The sequence below is a fragment of the Cellulosimicrobium sp. G4 BAM 1002 genome (genome assembly GCF_057126935.1).
The window spans coordinates 3348293-3365697 of the sequence record NZ_CP182109.1 but is presented as its reverse complement, the minus strand read 5'-3'; the positions used below and the strand labels follow the sequence as shown (position 1 = coordinate 3365697).

Sequence of the window (17405 nt, the reverse complement as noted above, 5' to 3'; positions counted from 1 at the left end):
GCTGCGCGGGCCGGCGCGCGTCGTCGGGCAGGATGGCCCGTGGCACCCCACGACCGGGCCGCACGGCCCGCCCGACCGGAAGGACACCATGCGGCTCGTCATCGCCGAGGACTCCGCCATCCTGCGCGACGGGCTCGTCGCGCTCGTCACGCGCCGAGGGCACGAGGTCGTCGCCGCGGTCGCCGACGGCGACGAGCTCGTCGCGCAGGTCGCGCGGCTCGCGGCCGAGGGAACGCTCCCGGACGTGGCGGTCGTCGACATCCGGATGCCGCCGACGTTCACCGACGAAGGGCTGCAGGCCGCGCTCGCGCTGCGCGCCACCTACCCGGACCTCGGTGTGCTGCTGTTCTCCCAGTACGTCGAGACGCGCTTCGCGAGCGAGCTGCTCACCGGTGGTGCGCGCGGCGTCGGGTACCTGCTCAAGGACCGCGTCGCGGACGTGAGCGAGTTCATCGACGCGCTCACGCGCATCGCCGCGGGCCAGACCGTGCTCGACCCTGAGGTCGTGAGCCAGCTCATGGGCGCGTCGCGCTCCGACGACGGTCTCGCGCGCCTCACGCCGCGCGAGACCGAGGTGCTCGAGCTCATGGCGCAGGGCCGGTCCAACTCCGCCATCGCCGAGGCGCTGTTCCTCTCGTACGGAGCGGTCGAGAAGAACGTGACGTCGATCTTCGGCAAGCTCGGCCTGCCCCAGGACGCCGGCGACCACCGCCGCGTGCTCGCCGTGCTGCGCTACCTCAAGGTCTGAGCCGCCCGGGGGGACAACCCCCGCGGGACTCGGCGGTTCGTCGCCGCAGGCTCGGGGGCCGGTCCCGTACCGGGACGAACAGGATGTTTCGAGACTTGGTGAGTGCCGGGGATCCTCCCGGCCCCGCCGAGCGAGGAGCATCCCGTGGCCGTCCTGACGCCGCCCCCGACCCGTCATCACGCGTCGTCGCCCGTGCGACCGCACCCCCGGGGCGGGCCGCTCCCCGGTCGGCACCAGCCGCCGTCGGACCGGGCGTCCGCCGCGGTCCGCGAGCCCGCCGGGTCGCGCCGTCCCCCGCGCGACGTGTTCGTCGACGCCGTCCGCGCGCTCGCCACGCTGAGCGTGCTCACCGCCCACTGGCTCATGGCCGACGCGACGTGGGACGGCGAGCGGCTGCAGATCGGCAACGCGCTCGCGCACGGCGGCGGCTGGGCCGTCACCTGGGTGCTGCAGGTCCTCGCGCTGCTGTTCTTCGCGGCGGGAGCGTCGGCCGCCTACGGGGTGTCCCGCAGGCCCGACGACGCCCGCTCGCCGGTGCTGCCTGGTCTCGGCCGGACGCTGGGTCGCCGGGGGCTCGGCGTGGACCTCGCCGACGGCGCGCGGCTCGCCGGACGTCGCGCGAGGCGGCTGCTGCGGCCCGTCGGGGTCTTCGTGGGGGTGTGGGTCGTCGCCGTCGGGGTGCTGCTCGCCGTCGGCCTGCCCGCCGACGCCGTACGCTCCCTCGCGACGCTCGCCCCCCAGCTCCTGTGGTTCCTCGCGGTGTACCTCGGCCTCGTCGTGCTCACGCCGCTCCTGCGCCGTGCGCTGCACGCCGCAGGGTGGTGGACCGTGGGCGGCCTGGTCGCCGCGCCGCTCGTCGTCGAGGCGCTGCGGTTCGGTGCCGGGTACGAGACGCTCGCGCTGGTCAACGTCGCGCTCGTGTGGGCCGTCCCGTACGCGATCGGCCTTCTCTACGCGGACGCACGATCGGGCGTGCGGGCCGTGCGGCGGGGACGGCTCGTCCCGGTCGCCGTCCTGCCTCGACCGGCAGTGCTCGCGCTCGTCGGGCTCGCGGCCGCGGCGCTCGCGGCGCTGCTCGTCGCGGTCGGGCCGTACCCGGTCTCGCTCATCGGCATGCCGGGCGACGCGATGTCGAACCTCGGCCCGCCGACGGCGCCCGTCGTCCTGCACGCCGTGGCGCTCGTCGCGCTGGCGCTCGCACTCCGTGCGCCGCTCGCGCGGTGGGCCGAGGGCCGCGGCCGGGCCGTCGTGGCCGGCCTCGCCGCGCGGTCGATGACGGTGTACCTGTGGCACCTGACGGCGATGATCGTCGTCGTCGGGGTCGTGCTCGTCGTGCTCGGTCAGCAGCTGCCGGAGCCGGGCAGTGCGGACTGGTGGGCGAGCCGCCCGGTGTGGTTCGGCGCGTTCGCGCTCGTCCTGCTGGGGATCTCGCGCGTCGTCGGCGGGTTCGAGGACCCGCGCCCCGCGCGACGTGTCGACGCCTCACGAGTCCGTGTGCCCTCCGGGCGTTGAGAGCTCTCGACAGGCTCAGCGCGAGGGGTCGGGCACCGAGTACGGCAGGCGGTGCAGGAGCTCCGCCTGCTCGTGCGCGGCGGCCTCCATGCGCTGGGCGGTGGCCCGGTCGCGGTCGCGACGCTCGGCGAGCACGGCCACGAGGAACGTCTCGGGGTGCGTGCCGGGCGGCGGACCGGGCGCCACGTACCGCTCGACCTGCCCCGCGAGCTCCTGCCCGAGCCGGACACGCGACGCGGGGTGCAGCCGTCCGGCGCGGGCGAGGAACTGACGGGCGGCGAGCGCGAGCCCGTCGGGGAGCCGGCGCATGTCGGCCCGCGACGCCCAGGCCGCGAGGTACGGCGGCATGACGAGCGGCGCGAGCGTCGCCTTCCCGCCGCGCACACGGATCGCGTAGGTGCCGGCGGCCATGTCGCCGAGCCGCTTGCCCCGGTCGTTCGTCAGCGACGCGACGAGCGCGACGGAGCCGAGCGTCAGCCAGATCTCGCCGATGCCGACGAGAGCCCGGAGGAAGGCGTGCCGGAAGCGGACGGGACCGCCGTCGTCGCGCACGACCCTGATGCCGAGGGCGAGCTTGCCGAGCGAGCGTCCACGGGAGAGCGTCTCGACGGTGGTCGGGACGACGACCATGACGAGCACGGCGATCGCGATACCGATCGCGGGCGCGAGGTCGGGGTCGATCACGTCGAGCGACCGTGCAGTGATCAGGAGCGTCGCGAGCAGCAGGACGAAGATCGCGAGCATGTCGAGGAACACGCCCAGCCCGCGGGTCAGGAACGACGCCGGTCGCGCGTCGAGGACCACGCCCTCGCCGATCAGGATGCCGTCGCGCACGTGGTCTCCAGCCGTTCTCGTCCGTTCTCGTCCTGTGGCAGGGTATCGGTCGTGGACCTCGACGCCTTCACCGACGTGCACCGCGCGCAGTGGGACCGCCTGGAGACCCTCACGCGGCGGCGCACGCTCGACGGCGCGGAGGCGGACGAGCTGGTGCGGCTGTACCAGGCCGTCGCGACCCACCTGTCGACGGTCCGCTCCGTCGCACCCGACCCGGTGCTCATCACGCGCCTGTCCGACCTGCTCGGCCGGGCCAGGACGCGGATCGCCGGGGCGCACGAACCCGCGTGGCGCGACGTCGTGCGGTTCCTCACGGTGTCCCTCCCCGCCGCGCTGTACCGGATCCGGTGGTGGTCAGTCGGCGTCACGACGGCTTTCCTCGCGGTCGCGCTCGTCGCCGGCGTCTGGGTCGCGACGACGCCCGAGGGGCTCGCGTCGATGGGCCCGCCGAGCGTCCAGGAGAACTACGTGAACGAGGCGTTCGCGTCGTACTACGACCCCGGTCTCGACTTCGCGACGGTCGTGTGGACGAACAACGCGTGGATCGCCGCCCAGTGCATCGGCCTCGGTATCACCGGCATCTTCCCGGCGTACGTCCTGTTCTCGAACGCCGTCGCGATCGGGTCCACGGGCGGCATGATGGCCGCGCACGGCGAGCTCGACCTGTTCCTCACGCTCATCGCGCCGCACGGGCTGCTCGAGCTCATGTCGGTCTTCGTCGCCGGCGCCGCAGGGCTGCGCATCTTCTGGGCGTGGATCGACCCCGGCCCCCTGCCACGCTCGCAGGCGCTCGCCCAGGAGGGCCGTTCGCTCGTCACCGTCGCGATCGGCCTCGCCATCGCGCTCGCCGTGTCGGGCGTGATCGAGGGGTTCGTCACCGGCTCGACCATGCCGTGGTGGCTCAAGATCGTCATCGGCGCGATCGCGCTCGCGGGCTTCTGGGTCTACACCATCGTCCTCGGGCGCCGCGCCGTGCGGGCAGGGGAGACGGGCGACCTCACCGCCGACCACGCGGGCGACGTCGCCCCGGTCGCGGCCTGAGCCGCCTGCGAGCACGGGGCGGGCGGCGGATCAGTCGCTGACGGTCACGCGAGCACGGGCGTCCGGCCACCCGCACCGCACCCAGTCCTCGCCCCGCGCGACGAGCGCGTCGAGCACGTCGGCCTCGCGCAGGCGGTCGGCCGGTGACGGGCGCACCGTCGCGCGGTCCGAGCCGGCGGAGTCCGTGACCGGTCCGCGCAGCGGGCGCACCTCCACGTCCACGATCGCGTCCTCGGCCGGGCGCGCCGTCCAGGAGCCGGCCACGCGCCCGTCGACGAGCACGGTGGCCGCGACCTGGCCGTTGATGCTCACGACGCTCTTGACCGGGACGTCACCGAGTACCCGGGTGCGGTCGTCGTGCGAGAGCACGAGGTTGTCGAAGTCGCCGGCGAGGATCACGGGCACGGGGTCGTCGCCGGGCGGTCGCGGCGCGTCGGGAAGATCGAACAGCTCCTTGCCGTCGGGGCCGGTGAACGTCACGAGCTCGGGGCGGAGCACGTCGAAGGCCGCCTTGAACCGCGTGAGCCCCGCCCAGCGCTGCGCGTCCGCGACGGACGCCGGCCCGAACGCCGCGAGGTAGCGCCGGACGAGGCGCACACGCGCCGCCAGCACGGCGTCGGGGTCCGTCGCGTGCGCGACGGCAGCCGCGCCCGGGTCGGACCGTCCGAGCCACGCCTCGGCCGTCGTCCACGTGGTGGTCGTGCCTGGACCGTTCGCACCCCAGATCCCGCGTGGCGGCACCTGGACGAGGGGGAGGAGGCAGCGCGCGCCGTACGCGAGGTGCTTCGGATCGACGCCCTCCCAGCGCTCTTCGAGGCGACGACCGAGCTCGACGGACGTCAGCGGTTCGGCGAGCAGGTCGCGCGCCGCGGACTCGAGGTCGTCGAGGTCGACGTCCGTGAGGGCCGTGCCGTGCTGGTTCTTCGCCCGCAGGTAGCCGGCGAGCGCGGGCCGCACGAGAGCCGCGTGCTCGAGCACGTCGTCCGCGGCGACCAGGTGCACCGTGCCGCGCAGCGTCGCGACCCGTACGACGTCCCGGTCCACGAGAAGCGTGCCCAGGTCGTCCGTCGCGAACGTCGCGAGCCGCGCCCACAGCGCAGGGTACGGCGACGACGGCACCTGCGACTGCAGCCCGACGAGGTGCCGCACCTCGTCGAGGACCGACGCGTCCCGCGGCGTCGTGAGGTGCTGACGCGCGAGCAGCGCACGGTTGAGGTCGTCGTGGCTCAGCCGCGGCCCGAACCGCCCGTCGCTCATCGGCCAGTCAGGACAGCACGATCGCGAGCGCGGGAATGAGGAACGTCGCGAGCAGCGCCGCCACGACGACCATCGCGACGCGTCGGTTGCGCCGTGCGCGCTGTCGAGGGTCCGTCGGCTGCCAGGCCACTGCTCCTCCAGAGGTCGAGGGATCGTGCGGCCCGACCCTACCCCGCGCTCCCGACACCCGGCGGTCGTCGTTGCCCGGCCCGGGCGGTCCGTGGTCGGGTCCGCGGGTGGGGAGGAGTCGGTGCTCGGGTGGGGTTGGGGCGTGTTGTGGTCGGGTCCGCGGGTGGGGCGGCGTCGGTGCTCGGGCTGTCCGCGCCGTCGCCCTGGTCCGTCGGGCGTGGGTCTTGGTAGCGCGGCCTTGACGCCCTTCGCATCCGACGCCGCCCCACCCGCTCAGTCACCACCTCACCTCGGGCAGGCACACAGCGAGGCCCGCCGACGTAGAACCGTGGTTACGCGAGGTAGAACCGTGGTCCCGCGAAGTAGAACTGTGGTCATACGAAGGGGAATCGTGTCCGGCGACGGCGACGGCGACGGCGACGGCGACGGCTCGCGCATGCTGTGCGAGGTGGTGCGGCCCGCGCTTGTGGCGACCATGCGGTCCGGGCCGGTCGAGCAGACCCTTGTGGCCGGAAGGCGCTCAGGACGGGCCCAACGACATGCTCGGCACGAGACACACCGCGGGTCGTACCCGGGTGACCCGAGACCAGGGTGGGTCGAAGCCGGGAGGGGTGGGTGGGGGCGCCGCGTCGTGGTCGGGCCTGGCGGGAGCCGCGAGGAACGAGCGGCGGATGGTAGACGCGGCGCCCCCACCCACCCCGACACCCAAGCCCACCACGCGCCGTCCGACAAAGAACCACGGTTCTACCTCGCGCAACCACGGTTCTACCTCGCGCAACCACGGTTCTACCTCGCGCGACCAGGGTTCTCCCTCGACCGACCACGGTTCTCCCTCGGCAGAGCACCGTTCTCGCTCGGCGGGCTCAGAGGCGGCCGGCGGCCTTGAGGGCGAGGTAGGTGTCGGCGAGGCGGGGGGCGAGGTCGTCGGGGAGGGCGTCGACGACCTCGACGCCACGTTGGCGGAGCACGGTCGTGACGGCCGCGCGCTCGATCTCACCGCGCGCGGCGGCTGCGGCGTCGTAGATCTCCGCCGTGCCGCTGCGGTCGTCGCGCAGCGCCACGACGTCGGGGTCCGCCGCGGCGGCGAGGACCACCTGGTGCTTGGACGTGAGCTGTCCGACGACGGGCAGCAGCCCGGTCTCGACGGCGGCGGCGTCGAGCGTGGACAGGAGCACGACGAGCGCGCGCTGGGAGAGGCGCTCGTGGACGGCGCCGACGAGCCCGGGCCAGTCGGTCTCGAGGAGCGCCGGCTCGACGGGGGCGAGCGCGTCAGCCATCGCGGGCATGAGGCGCGGCCCGGCGGCGCCGGCGACACGGGAGCGCACGGTGCGGTCGTAGGCGATGAGCTCGACGCGGTCGCCGGCGCGACCGGCGAGCGCGGCGAGCAGCAGCGCCGCCTCGATGCTCGCGTCGAGGCGGGGGGCGTCGCCCAGGCGCGTCGCGGACGTACGCGACGTGTCGACGACGATGAGCACGCGGCGGTCGCGCTCGGGGCGCCACGTCCGCACGACCATGTCGCGCCCGCGGGCCGAGGCGCGCCAGTCGATGGACCGGACGTCGTCGCCGATGACGTACTCGCGCAGCGAGTCGAACTCGGTGCCCTCGCCGCGCACCTGGACCGCGGCCCGTCCGTCCATCTCGCGCAGGCGCGCGAGGCGGCTCGGCAGGTGGCGGCGCGACGCGAACTCCGGGAGCACGCGCAGCCGGCCGGCGACGGGGATCGAGGCCTGGCGCGCCGCGAGCCGCAACGGGCCGAACGAGCGGATCGTCACGCGGTCGGCGACCCGCTCGCCGCGGCGCGTCGGCACGAGCACGGTCGTCACGCGCGTCGCCTCGCCCGGCGGCAGGTCGACGGCGTGCCGGTTGACCTGGGTCCCCGCGGACGGCGGCCACGCGTCGCGCACGAGCGCGCGCAGCCGTCGGGGCGCGAGGTTCGTCAGGGTGAGGCGCGACGTCGTCGTGTCGGTGAGCCGGACCGACCCCGGGACCCGCCGCTCGATCGCGACGCGCCGCGGAGACGCGGCCAGCCCGGCGTCGAGGGCGCACAGCGCGACGACGAGCAGCAGCCACACCAGCACCGTCCCCGCGACGGGGAACAGCAGCACGGGGACGATCCCGAGCGCCGTCAGCACGACGGCGCGCCACGTCAGGGCCACGAGCGACGCCTCAGCGGGGGACGGGGACGGACGCGAGCACGGTGTCGAGCACGCTCTCGGCCGTCACGCCCTCGAGCTCGGCCTCGGGCCGCAGCTGCACGCGGTGCCGCAGCGTCGGGTGAGCGAGGGCCTTGACGTCGTCGGGCGTCACGTACGAGCGGCCCGACAGCCACGCCCAGGCGCGCGCCGTCGCGAGCAGGGCCGTCGCGCCGCGCGGGGAGACGCCGAGCGACAGCGAGGGGGAGTGGCGCGTCGCCCGGCACACGTCGACCGCGTAGCCGAGGACCTCGCGCGCGACCTGCACGCGCGCGACCTCGGCGCGGGCCCGGTCGAGCACGTCGCGGCCCGCGACGGGACGGACCCCGGCACCCGCGAGGTCGCGCGGGTTGAACCCGGCGGCGTGCCGCGCGAGCACCTCGACCTCCTGCTCCCGCTCGGGCAGCGGCAGGACCACCTTGAGCAGGAAGCGGTCGAGCTGCGCCTCCGGCAGGGGGTACGTGCCCTCGTACTCGACGGGGTTCTGCGTCGCGATGACGAGGAACGGGTCGGGCAGCGGGCGCGGCGTGCCGTCGACCGACACCTGGCGCTCCTCCATCGCCTCCAGCAGGGAGGCCTGCGTCTTGGGGGGCGTGCGGTTGATCTCGTCCGCGAGCAGGAGGTTCGTGAAGACCGGGCCCTCGCGGAACGAGAACTCGGCGGTCCGCGCGTCGTACACGAGGGAGCCCGTGACGTCGCCCGGCATGAGGTCGGGCGTGAACTGGACGCGCTTGGTGCCGAGGTCCAGCGAGGCCGCGAGCGTGCGCACGAGCAGCGTCTTCGCGACGCCCGGCACGCCCTCGAGCAGCACGTGCCCCTTGCACAGGAGCGCGATGAGCAGGCTCGTCACGGCGCCGTCCTGCCCGACGACGGCCTTGCCGACCTCGCTGCGCACGGCGGCGAGCGCCTGCCGCAGCTCGAGCGACGGCGCGGGCGGCGCGTCGTGCACGGCGACCTGGGGCGCGGCCGGTGCCGGCGCGTGCCCGGAGGGGGACTGCGCTCCCGGTCCCTCCGGACCGGGCTGCTGGCCCGGCGCGCCGGCGGCCGCGCTCACGCGGTCGGCGACGCTCGGGTCCTGGGACACGGGCTGCGGCGGCGGCGCGTAGCGGTCTGGCTGGGGCGTCGGGCCCTCGGGGTGGTACGTCACGAGTGGTAGACCTCGCTCTCGATGCGGTCCAGGTGACGCGCGAGCTCGAGCAGCGCGGCGTCGTCGGCGGGTGGTGGTCCGTACAGGAGGTGGGCGACCTGCTCGCCCGGGCGTCCGGTCGCACGGACGACGGCGTCCACGAGCGTCGCGGCGTCCGCCGAGCGGGGCAGGCCGAGCCGGTTCGCGAGCCGGTCCGCGGCGCTCGCGCGCAGACCTGCCGCGGCATGTCCGCGCGCCCCGGCCCGACGGTACAGGCGGCCGCGACCGCGCGTCGTCTCGGCGGAGCGCACGACGACGGGCAGGTCCTCGGTGACGAGCGGCCCGAGCCGGCGCCCGCGCCACAGCGCGACGGCGAGCACGACGACGAGCAGCTGCAGCCCGACGACGCCCGTCCACGGCGGCAGCGCGAGCGCAGGTTCCTCGTCGCCCTCGACCAGCGACGTGTCGAACGGGTCGGGCACGAGCCAGACCAGGCGCTCGTTCGCGCCGAGGGTCCACAGCGCGAGCGCCGCGTTCCCCTCCTCGGTGATCGTGTCGTTGCGCAGGAACGCCGCGGTGTCGACGGCCCGGACGCTCCGTTCCTCCGTCTCGTGCACGAGGTACGCCCCGAGGTCGGGGGCGTCCGGCGAGGGGAAGCACACGACGACCGTGCCGTCGAGCGCGCGGAACCCGACGCCGTCGGACCGCAGCGTGCCCGCGGCCTGGGCGGCCGGGTCCTCGCAGCGCGGGGAGCGGGCCGCGGAGCCGTCGGGCCAGTCGTAGGCGAGCTCGGCGGCGCCGCCGGTCGCGGCGTCGAGCAGACGTTCGCCCGGGCCGACGAGCACGAGGTCGGCCGGCGTGGCGGCCAGCGCGTCGGCCTGCTCGTCGAGCAGGAAGTCGCTCTCCGCGACGAGCAGCGTGCTGCCGTCGGACGCCGCGGCGACGGCGTCGGCGGTCGTGCGTACGTACGTCACCTCGACGCCCTGGTCGCGCAGCACCTCGGCGACCGCGCGCGCGCCGTTCGGTCCCGGGTTGTCCGGCGCGAGCGGGGTGCTCGACGTCGTCGGGCGGGCGATCGCGGACAGCCCGGCGAGCGCGAGCAGCACGACGATCACGACGACGGACCAGCGTGCGCGCCGCCAGCGTCCGCGGGCGCGCGAGCCCGCGGTGGTGCCGTCCCCGACGACGGGGACGTGCGCCGTGCTCACGGCACGCGAACTGCCTCCCTCCGGGAGGGACGTCGTCGAGCCCGGCACGGACGGAGAGGTGGCCGTCGCGTTCGGGGGAGCGGGCGTCGTGGCGCTCATGCGTCGTCACCCCCAGGGCTCGACGCGGGAGCGGCGAGCTCGAGCTCCGACCGCAGCACGGGGCGCGCCGCGAGCGTGCGCTCGTCGAGGGCGCGCAGGAAGGCGTCGGCCTCGGGGCCGACGGCGGTCTTGCCGTACGCGACGTCGTCGAAGAGGTGGGCGCCGCGCGCGAGCCCGTCCGCGACGTCGGGCACGCGCTCGCCCGCGGCCGTAGCGGCCTCCCACGCCGTGCGGCCGGGCCGCTCGTCGAGCAGGGCGCGCTCCTCGAGGGAGCGCACGACGGCGCGGAAGCGCTCGAGCGCAGCCGTCGCCCAGTCGCCCGCGGACGCCGCGGCGTCGGCGGCGGCACGCATCTCGGCGGCCGTCCGGGCGTCGTCGTCGAGCACGACGGCGGACGTCGGAGCCTTGCGCGACAGGCGCACCGGCCCGGCGACCCAGTAGGCGATCCCCGCGACGAGCAGCACCGCCGCGACGACGACCACCGCCGTGAGCGGGCCGCCCAGGTCGAGCGACGGGGCGCCGTCGAACAGGCTGCCCAGCCACTCGAGGAACCGCTGCAGGAGCGACGGGTCGGTGCGGTAGTCGGGCTTCGCGAGCTCCTCGACGAGCCAGCGGCGCGCCTCGTCCGCCCCGGGCTGCACGGGCACGTCGGCCGCGAGCGACCGCACGGTCATGCCGGGGGCTGCTCGTTCGCGGCGGCCGTGAGCTCGACGTCCAGGCCCTCGCGGCGCATGCGGACGTCGATGTACAGGAGCGCGACGACGCTGCCGAGGAACAGCGTCATGACGACGGTCGAGACGGCGATGCCGAGCGCGAGCAGCGCGTTCGCGACGAAGCTCTGGCCCGCCGCGAGCAGGAACGTGCTGGCGAAGCTGAACGGCGTGGCGATGATCTGCACGACGACGTACATCGCGACGTAGGCGAGCAGGTAGATGCCGAAGAGGCGCCAGAAGCCGCCCCGGGTGAGGAGCCACGACCGCCGCACGGTGGACCAGAAGCCCTGGCCCTCGAGCGCGAGCGCGGGGGGCACGAGGCCGGTGCGCGTGCCGACCCACACCGCGAGCGCGAGCGCGCCCGGGATCGCGAGCAGCAGGAGCACGACGCCGAGCCCCGTCGTCACGGCGAACCCGGCGACGACGATCAGGACGATCAGGGTCAGCACCACGACCCACGTGAGGCCGAGGAGGAGCGAGAAGCCGATGAGGAACCACGCACGGCGTCCGACCTGCGCCCACACCTCGGCGATCGTGGCCTTGCGGCCGATCACGGACTGACCGATCGAGACGGTGAGGAGGCCGCTGACGATCGGCGTCGCGAGGCTCGTGGTGAGGCCGGTGCCGATCGTGCTCGAGTAGAGCATGGCGAACTCGTTCTCCATGCCCCCGAGACCCGACTCCTCGGGGAGCGCGAAGAACAGGTCCGCGACGTAGCCGGAGAACGCGAAGCCGAGGAGGGCGCCGACGACCGTGGCGGCGACGACGACGAGGGTGCTCATGCCGAGCATGACGCGCGGGTTGTGCCGGATCGCCCCGAAGGCGCCGTCGAAGATCTCGCCCAGGGTGAGGGGGCGCAGCGGCACGATGCCCGGCTTGGCGGCGACGGGGGCGTACGGCGCGGGGCCCGGACCGTACCCGGGCCCGGCGTACTGCGGCTGCCCGTACTGCGGCTGGCCGAACTGCGACGACCCGTACTGCGGCGCGCCCTGCTGCGGCTGCCCGTACCCGGGCGTGCCCTGCCCCTGCGGCTGCCCGTACGAGGGCTGGCCGTACGACGGCTGCCCGTACGAGGGCTGGCCGGCGGGCGGCGCGTCGTGCCCCGGCGCGTACTGGCCGTAGCGCGGCTGCTGGCCCGACGCGGGTCCGTAGCCGGGCTGGCCGTAGGCCGGCGTGCCCCAGCCGTCGGGGGCGGTGGGCGGCGTCGGCTCCGACGGGCTTCCGCCGGGGGCGGGCGTGGCGCCGTCCGGCGCGCCGGAGGCGTCAGGAGTGCTCATGGGCTCGTGGTCCTCGCGGTCGGCTCGTGCGATCGGTGGGCGCCGGGCGGGGGTACCGGCGGCGAGGCCACCCTAGTACGCGCGCCCCCGCCCGGTCCCGAGCCCCGTCGATGGCAAGATGTCCCGCATGAAGGTTCGCGTGCTCGTGGTCGACGACGACACCGCCCTGGCCGAGATGATCGGCATCGTCCTGCGCTCGGAAGGGTTCGAGCCCGTGTTCTGCGCGGACGGCGATCTCGCGCTCGAGACGTTCCGCAGCTCCCAGCCCGACCTCGTGCTCCTCGACCTCATGCTCCCCGGCAAGGACGGCACCGAGGTGTGCCGGCTCATCCGCGCCGAGTCGGGCGTGCCGATCATCATGCTCACGGCCAAGAGCGACACGGTCGACGTCGTGCTGGGCCTCGAGTCCGGCGCGGACGACTACATCTCCAAGCCGTTCAAGCCCAAGGAGCTCGTCGCCCGCATCCGGGCGCGCCTGCGCCGCACCGAGGAGCCCGCGCCGGAGCACCTGTCGATCGGCGACGTCGAGATCGACGTGACCGGCCACCGCGTCACGCGCGGGGGCGAGCAGGTCGCGCTCACCCCGCTGGAGTTCGACCTCCTCGTCGCGCTCGCGCGCAAGCCGTGGCAGGTCTTCACGCGCGAGATCCTGCTCGAGAAGGTGTGGGGCTACCGGCACGCCGCGGACACGCGACTCGTCAACGTCCACGTGCAGCGGCTGCGGTCGAAGATCGAGCACGACCCGGAGAACCCCGAGATCGTCCTGACGGTCCGCGGCGTCGGCTACAAGGCGGGCACGGCACGCACGTGAGCCAGCCGACCGGCACCGGCTGGCGCTCGCGGGACGTGTGGCGCCGGGCCCGGCGGCGCGTGCGCGCGACCGTCCGGCGGGCCGTGTGGCGGTGGCGCTCGTCGATGCAGCTGCGCGTCGTGACGTCGGCTCTCGTGGTCGGGGTCGTGACCGTCGCGGCGCTCGGGGCGTACCTCTCGGACTCGATGCGCGACGGGCTGTTCGAGCGGCGCCGCGCGGAGATCGACCAGGAGAGCGCGCAGTCCACGGAGCAGGTGCGGCGCACGCTCGACTCCGCGCCGACGGCGACGGTGACCGAGGCGCAGTCGCTCCTGTACGACCTGTTCTCGATGCTCCAGTCCAGCGGGTCGGGGTCGCGCGACGTGTTCCTGTGGCAGGCGGCCGGCGAGAGCCCGGTCGGCCTCCTCAACCTCTCGTCGAACGACCAGCTGGGCGGGCTGGTGTCGCCCGAGATGCGGGCGGCGACGGTCGCGGCCGACGGCGAGCAGCGGCTCCAGTCCGTCGCCGTCCCGGTCGACCCGGCGGACCCGGCCTCGCCCGTCGTGCCGGGCATCGTCGTCGGGTCCACGGTCGAGGTGCCCGTCGCCGGGACGTACGAGCTCTACTACCTCTACGACCTCGAGGCCGACCAGGAGACGCTGAGCTTCCTCCAGTCCGTGCTCCTCGTCGGCGCGCTCGTCCTGCTCGCTCTGCTCGGCGGCATCACCGCGCTCGTCACGCGCCAGGCCGTGCTGCCCGTGCGGCAGGCGGCGAGCGTCGCGGAGCGGCTCGCCGACGGGCACCTCGACGAACGGCTGCCCGTCAAGGGGCACGACGAGATGGCGTCGCTCGCGCACACGTTCAACGAGATGGCGCGCAGCCTGCAGGACCAGATCGGGCGCATGGAGGAGCTGTCGATGCTCCAGCGCCGGTTCGTCTCCGACGTCTCCCACGAGCTGCGCACGCCGCTCACCACGATCCGCATGGCCTCGGAGGTGCTGTACGCCTCGCGGGAGGACTTCGACCCCGTGTCGCGTCGCTCGACCGAGCTCCTGCAGGCCCAGCTCGACCGGTTCGAGGACCTGCTGGCCGACCTGCTCGAGATCAGTCGGTTCGACGCCGGCGCCGCGCAGCTCGACGCCGAGCGGCGCGACGTGCGCGACGTCGTCGGCGCGGCCGTGGACCACGCGGCGCCGCTCGCGGAGCGCAAGGGCGTGTGGCTGTCCGTCCACCTCGGCGACGAGCGCCTCACGGCCGACGTCGACCCGCGCCGCGTCGAGCGCATCGTGCGCAACCTCGTGGTGAACGCGATCGAGCACGCGGAGGACAGCCCCGTCGAGGTCACGGTCGCGGGGGACGGGCACGCCGTGGCGGTCCTCGTGCGCGACCACGGCGTCGGCATGACCGCCGACGAGGTGCAGCACGTGTTCGACCGGTTCTGGCGAGCCGACCCCGCGCGGGCGCGGACGACGGGCGGGACCGGCCTCGGTCTCGCGATCTCGCTCGAGGACGCGCACCTGCACGGGGGGTGGCTCGAGGCGTGGGGACGCCCCGGACGCGGGGCGAGCTTCCGGCTGACCCTGCCGCGCCGCGCGGGAATCCGCCTCCAGTCCTCCCCTCTGCCGCTCGTCACCGAGGCCGCGACCGGTCGCGGCCTCGCGGCCACGTGGAGCTCCGGCGCACCCGTCGTCGAGGACGTGGACGGCACGGTGGGCCCGGCCGACCTGCCCTCGGTGACCGGCGGCATCCCCGTCGTCATCCCGCGCGACACCTCGCACGACACCGACACCGGGGCGGGACCTGGCGCAGAGCCGGCCGCCGGCCCGTCCTCCGACCTGCGGGAGGCGCGATGACCACGCACCGGACGCGACGACGTCGGGCGGACCGCCCCGTCGCGGGAGCCTGCGCCGCGCTGCTGGTCGCCGCGCTCGCGGCCTGCGCGTCGATCCCCACGTCCGGCCCGGTCACGGAGGGCGAAGCCACCGTGGAGGACCCCGGCCGGCCGTTCGTCAGCGCGGCATCGCCGCGCGACGACGCCTCGCCGGAGCAGATCGTCACCGGCTTCCTGGCGGCCCAGGCCCAGGGTGCGTCGAGCTCTTTCGACGTCGCGACGGAGTTCCTCACGCCCGCCGCAGAGCAGGAGTGGTCTCCCCTCGCCCAGGTCGCGGTGATCGAGGCCGAGCCGGAGCTCGTCGTCGACGAGGCGACGCTGGAGGACGGGGTCACGACGGTGCGTGCGACGGCGACGGTGCTCGGCGTCGTCGACGAGCACGGCGTGTACACCGAGCAGGTCCCCGGCACGACGACGGAGGTCGCCTACGGGCTCGTGCGCGACGAGGACGACCAGTGGCGCATCGAGACCCTCGACGACGGGCTGACGATCACGCCCACGAACTTCGAGCTGACCTATCTTCAGGTCAACCTCTACTTCCCGACGCCCGACCGCGAGTACCTCGTCCCCGACGCGCGCTGGTTCCCCGGACGCAACTGGCAGACCCTCGCGGTGCGCGAGACGCTCGCCGGGCCCTCGCCGTGGCTCGCCGGCTCGGTCGTCACGGTCGCGCCGGAGGGCACGGCCCTGAGCATCACCGCGGTCCCCGCCGAGGACGCCGGCTCGGTCTCGGTGCCGCTCAACGATGCCGTCCTCGCGGCCTCCCCGGCGGACCGCGGGCTCCTCCTCGCGCAGCTCCGGGCGTCTCTCGGCGGCACCGTCGAGATCCAGGTCAACGGGACCGAGCTCCCGTCCGCCGAGGATCCTGCCATCAGCGTCGCGACGACCCCTGCCGACCCTGTCGTCCTCGCGGGCGACCAGATCATGACCCTCGAGGGCCGTGCGACGGAACCGGTCGCCTCGGTCGCGCCCCTCGTCGACCTGCAGCCGACCGCGCTCGCGTTCCGCGGCCGGGCGTCGGACGCGACGTACGTCGTACGCGACGGCTCGAGCCGGCTCGTGACCGCACCCACCGCGGAAGCGGGGTCGACGACGCTCCTCACGGGGGACGACCTGCTCGCGCCGAGCATCGACCGCTTCGGCTTCGTGTGGAGCGGTCCGCAGATCCAGGACGGGTCGCTGCAGGTCGTCGACCTCGAGGGCGCGGTGTCGTCCGTCGCCGTGCCCTGGCTGGACGGCCGCACGGTCATGTCGCTGCGCGTCGCGCCCGACGGCGCACGGGTCGCGGTCGTCAGCGAGGCGGCCGGCGGGTCCCAGGTCCATGTCGCGGGGGTCGTGCGCGACGAGAACGGTCGGCCGACCGACCTGTCCGAGGCCGTCCGGGTGGGTCAGCCGATCGCGTCTGCGACCCAGGTCACCTGGGTGGACCGGGCGCTCCTCGGGGTCCTCGGGCGCACCGCGGACGAGACGGCGGCCGTCGTCCAGCTCGTCCCCGTCGGGGGACGCAGCCGGCCGACGTCGCCCGTCGAGAACGCGGTGACGCTGGCCTCGGCCACGGGCGTGGGCACGATGCTCGTCGCGACGAGCGACGGGAAGCTCTACGCGCGGGGGACGTCCTCGCTGTGGACCCAGGTCACGACGGAGGTGCGCCTGCCGACGTATCCCGGATGACGCGCCCGGGCTGGGCGTCCACAGGCCTGCCCTCCACGTCTGCGTCCACAGGGGCGGGCGCCCGCCCCGCGGCGAGCACGGTCCGGCGTCAGGCTCGACGGATGCTCCGCACCGCCGTCGACGACCTCGCCCGCCTCGTCCTGCCGGTCGCGTGCCCCGGCTGCGGGACACCCGACGTCCCGTGGTGCACGACGTGCCTCGAGCCCCTCGGTGCGCCGCTGCGCCGCTGGGAGCGCGGCGCACCGCGCCTCGACCGGCTCGACGGCGTGCCGCCCCTGCCGGTGTGGTCACCGGCGCACTACACGGGCCCGCTGCGGGACGTCGTCGTCGCGTGGAAGGACCGGGGCCGGGCGGACCTCGACACGCCGCTCGGCGAGGCCGCCCGACGCGGGGGAGAACGGCTCGCGGCGGCTCTCGCCGCCGTGGCCAGGGGCACGGTCCTCGTCGTGGCCGCGCCGACGACGGGCGCCGCCCGACGGGCACGGGGCCGCGACCCGGTCGCCGGCCTCGCCCGGTCCGTCGCCACCGGGCTGGCAGCCTCCGGGTGCCCGGCGCGCACCGCGGACCTCCTCGTCCAGCGTCGGCGTGCCAGGGACCAGGTCGGCCTCGGCGCGCGCGCCCGAGGAGCCCGGCTCGACGCCGTCGGGCCGGCGCGCGGTGCGCGTGCGCGACGCCTCCTGGACGAGGGCGCCGCATGCCTGCTCGTCGACGACGTCCTCACGACCGGCGCCACCCTCGCCGCGTGCGAGGCCACCCTCGCGGCCGCCGGGATGCCGGTGCTCGGGGCGTACGTGCTGGCCGCCACGCCCGCGCCCGGCGAGCGTCGATGAGCACCCCGCAGACCGCCGTCGGGCTCGTCGAGCCGCTCCGGCAGCCGCGGGCCGAAGGTCCTCGCATCCACCTTCCGTTGGTGCTGC

Annotated in this window: 15 protein-coding genes; 7 read left to right on the top strand and 8 right to left on the bottom strand. The window is 75.1% G+C overall.

The features are described from left to right. Window positions 1–88: 88 nt before the first annotated feature. Window positions 89–748: a response regulator transcription factor gene (locus tag ACMXGY_RS15145; RefSeq protein WP_483773807.1), complete on the top strand. Its 660-nt coding sequence runs from the start codon at window positions 89–91 to the stop codon at window positions 746–748. A gap of 144 nt (window positions 749–892) precedes the next feature. Beyond that, window positions 893–2260, top strand: coding sequence for an acyltransferase family protein (locus ACMXGY_RS15140; protein WP_483773806.1), 1368 nt, complete (start codon window positions 893–895; stop codon window positions 2258–2260). 15 nt (window positions 2261–2275) lie between these two features. Here ACMXGY_RS15140 and ACMXGY_RS15135 read toward each other — a convergent pair whose 3' ends face one another. Then, window positions 2276–3094: an RDD family protein gene (locus tag ACMXGY_RS15135; RefSeq protein WP_483773805.1), complete on the bottom strand. Its 819-nt coding sequence runs from the start codon at window positions 3092–3094 to the stop codon at window positions 2276–2278. A gap of 51 nt (window positions 3095–3145) precedes the next feature. Here ACMXGY_RS15135 and ACMXGY_RS15130 point away from each other — a divergent pair, with 51 nt between their 5' ends. Next, window positions 3146–4135 carry a stage II sporulation protein M gene (locus ACMXGY_RS15130; protein ID WP_483773804.1) on the top strand — a complete coding sequence of 330 codons (990 nt, stop codon included), beginning with the start codon at window positions 3146–3148 and terminating at the stop codon, window positions 4133–4135. Between the two features lie 30 nt (window positions 4136–4165). Here the strand turns inward: ACMXGY_RS15130 and ACMXGY_RS15125 are convergent, their stop codons facing one another. The 7 genes from ACMXGY_RS15125 to ACMXGY_RS15095 form a co-directional block, all read right to left on the bottom strand. Beyond that, window positions 4166–5392 (bottom strand): winged helix DNA-binding domain-containing protein, encoded by a 1227-nt coding sequence (locus ACMXGY_RS15125; RefSeq protein ID WP_483773803.1) that lies wholly within the window; start codon window positions 5390–5392, stop codon window positions 4166–4168. 7 nt (window positions 5393–5399) lie between these two features. Continuing rightward, window positions 5400–5522 carry a hypothetical protein gene (locus ACMXGY_RS15120; protein WP_483773802.1) on the bottom strand — a complete coding sequence of 41 codons (123 nt, stop codon included), beginning with the start codon at window positions 5520–5522 and terminating at the stop codon, window positions 5400–5402. 862 nt (window positions 5523–6384) lie between these two features. After that, entirely contained in the window at window positions 6385–7677 is a 1293-nt protein-coding gene (locus ACMXGY_RS15115; protein ID WP_483773801.1) for a DUF58 domain-containing protein, read from the bottom strand. 10 nt (window positions 7678–7687) lie between these two features. Next, window positions 7688–8860: an AAA family ATPase gene (locus ACMXGY_RS15110; RefSeq protein ID WP_483773800.1), complete on the bottom strand. Its 1173-nt coding sequence runs from the start codon at window positions 8858–8860 to the stop codon at window positions 7688–7690. Continuing rightward, window positions 8857–10146, bottom strand: coding sequence for a DUF4350 domain-containing protein (locus tag ACMXGY_RS15105; RefSeq protein ID WP_483773799.1), 1290 nt, complete (start codon window positions 10144–10146; stop codon window positions 8857–8859). Before ACMXGY_RS15105 ends, ACMXGY_RS15110 begins: the two co-directional genes overlap by 4 nt. Beyond that, complete coding sequence (locus ACMXGY_RS15100; protein WP_483773798.1) at window positions 10143–10820, bottom strand: DUF4129 domain-containing protein; 678 nt, start codon at window positions 10818–10820, stop codon at window positions 10143–10145. The genes ACMXGY_RS15105 and ACMXGY_RS15100 overlap by 4 nt, the downstream gene beginning before the upstream one ends. After that, window positions 10817–12136 (bottom strand): DUF7847 domain-containing protein, encoded by a 1320-nt coding sequence (locus ACMXGY_RS15095; RefSeq protein WP_483773797.1) that lies wholly within the window; start codon window positions 12134–12136, stop codon window positions 10817–10819. Before ACMXGY_RS15095 ends, ACMXGY_RS15100 begins: the two co-directional genes overlap by 4 nt. Window positions 12137–12263: 127 nt before the next feature. On the opposite strand from ACMXGY_RS15095, the gene mtrA reads away from it, so the two are divergent. From mtrA to ACMXGY_RS15075, 4 genes are all read left to right on the top strand, one after another. Beyond that, on the top strand, window positions 12264–12947 hold the full coding sequence (gene mtrA, locus ACMXGY_RS15090) for an MtrAB system response regulator MtrA (RefSeq protein ID WP_483773796.1): 684 nt from the start codon (window positions 12264–12266) through the stop codon (window positions 12945–12947). Beyond that, window positions 12944–14779, top strand: a complete 1836-nt coding sequence (mtrB, locus tag ACMXGY_RS15085; protein WP_483773795.1) for an MtrAB system histidine kinase MtrB — start codon at window positions 12944–12946, stop codon at window positions 14777–14779. Before mtrA ends, mtrB begins: the two co-directional genes overlap by 4 nt. Further along, on the top strand, window positions 14776–16488 hold the full coding sequence (locus ACMXGY_RS15080; RefSeq protein ID WP_483773794.1) for an LpqB family beta-propeller domain-containing protein: 1713 nt from the start codon (window positions 14776–14778) through the stop codon (window positions 16486–16488). Before mtrB ends, ACMXGY_RS15080 begins: the two co-directional genes overlap by 4 nt. 101 nt (window positions 16489–16589) lie before the next feature. Then, window positions 16590–17318 carry a ComF family protein gene (locus ACMXGY_RS15075; RefSeq protein WP_483773793.1) on the top strand — a complete coding sequence of 243 codons (729 nt, stop codon included), beginning with the start codon at window positions 16590–16592 and terminating at the stop codon, window positions 17316–17318. Window positions 17319–17405: the final 87 nt, after the last annotated feature.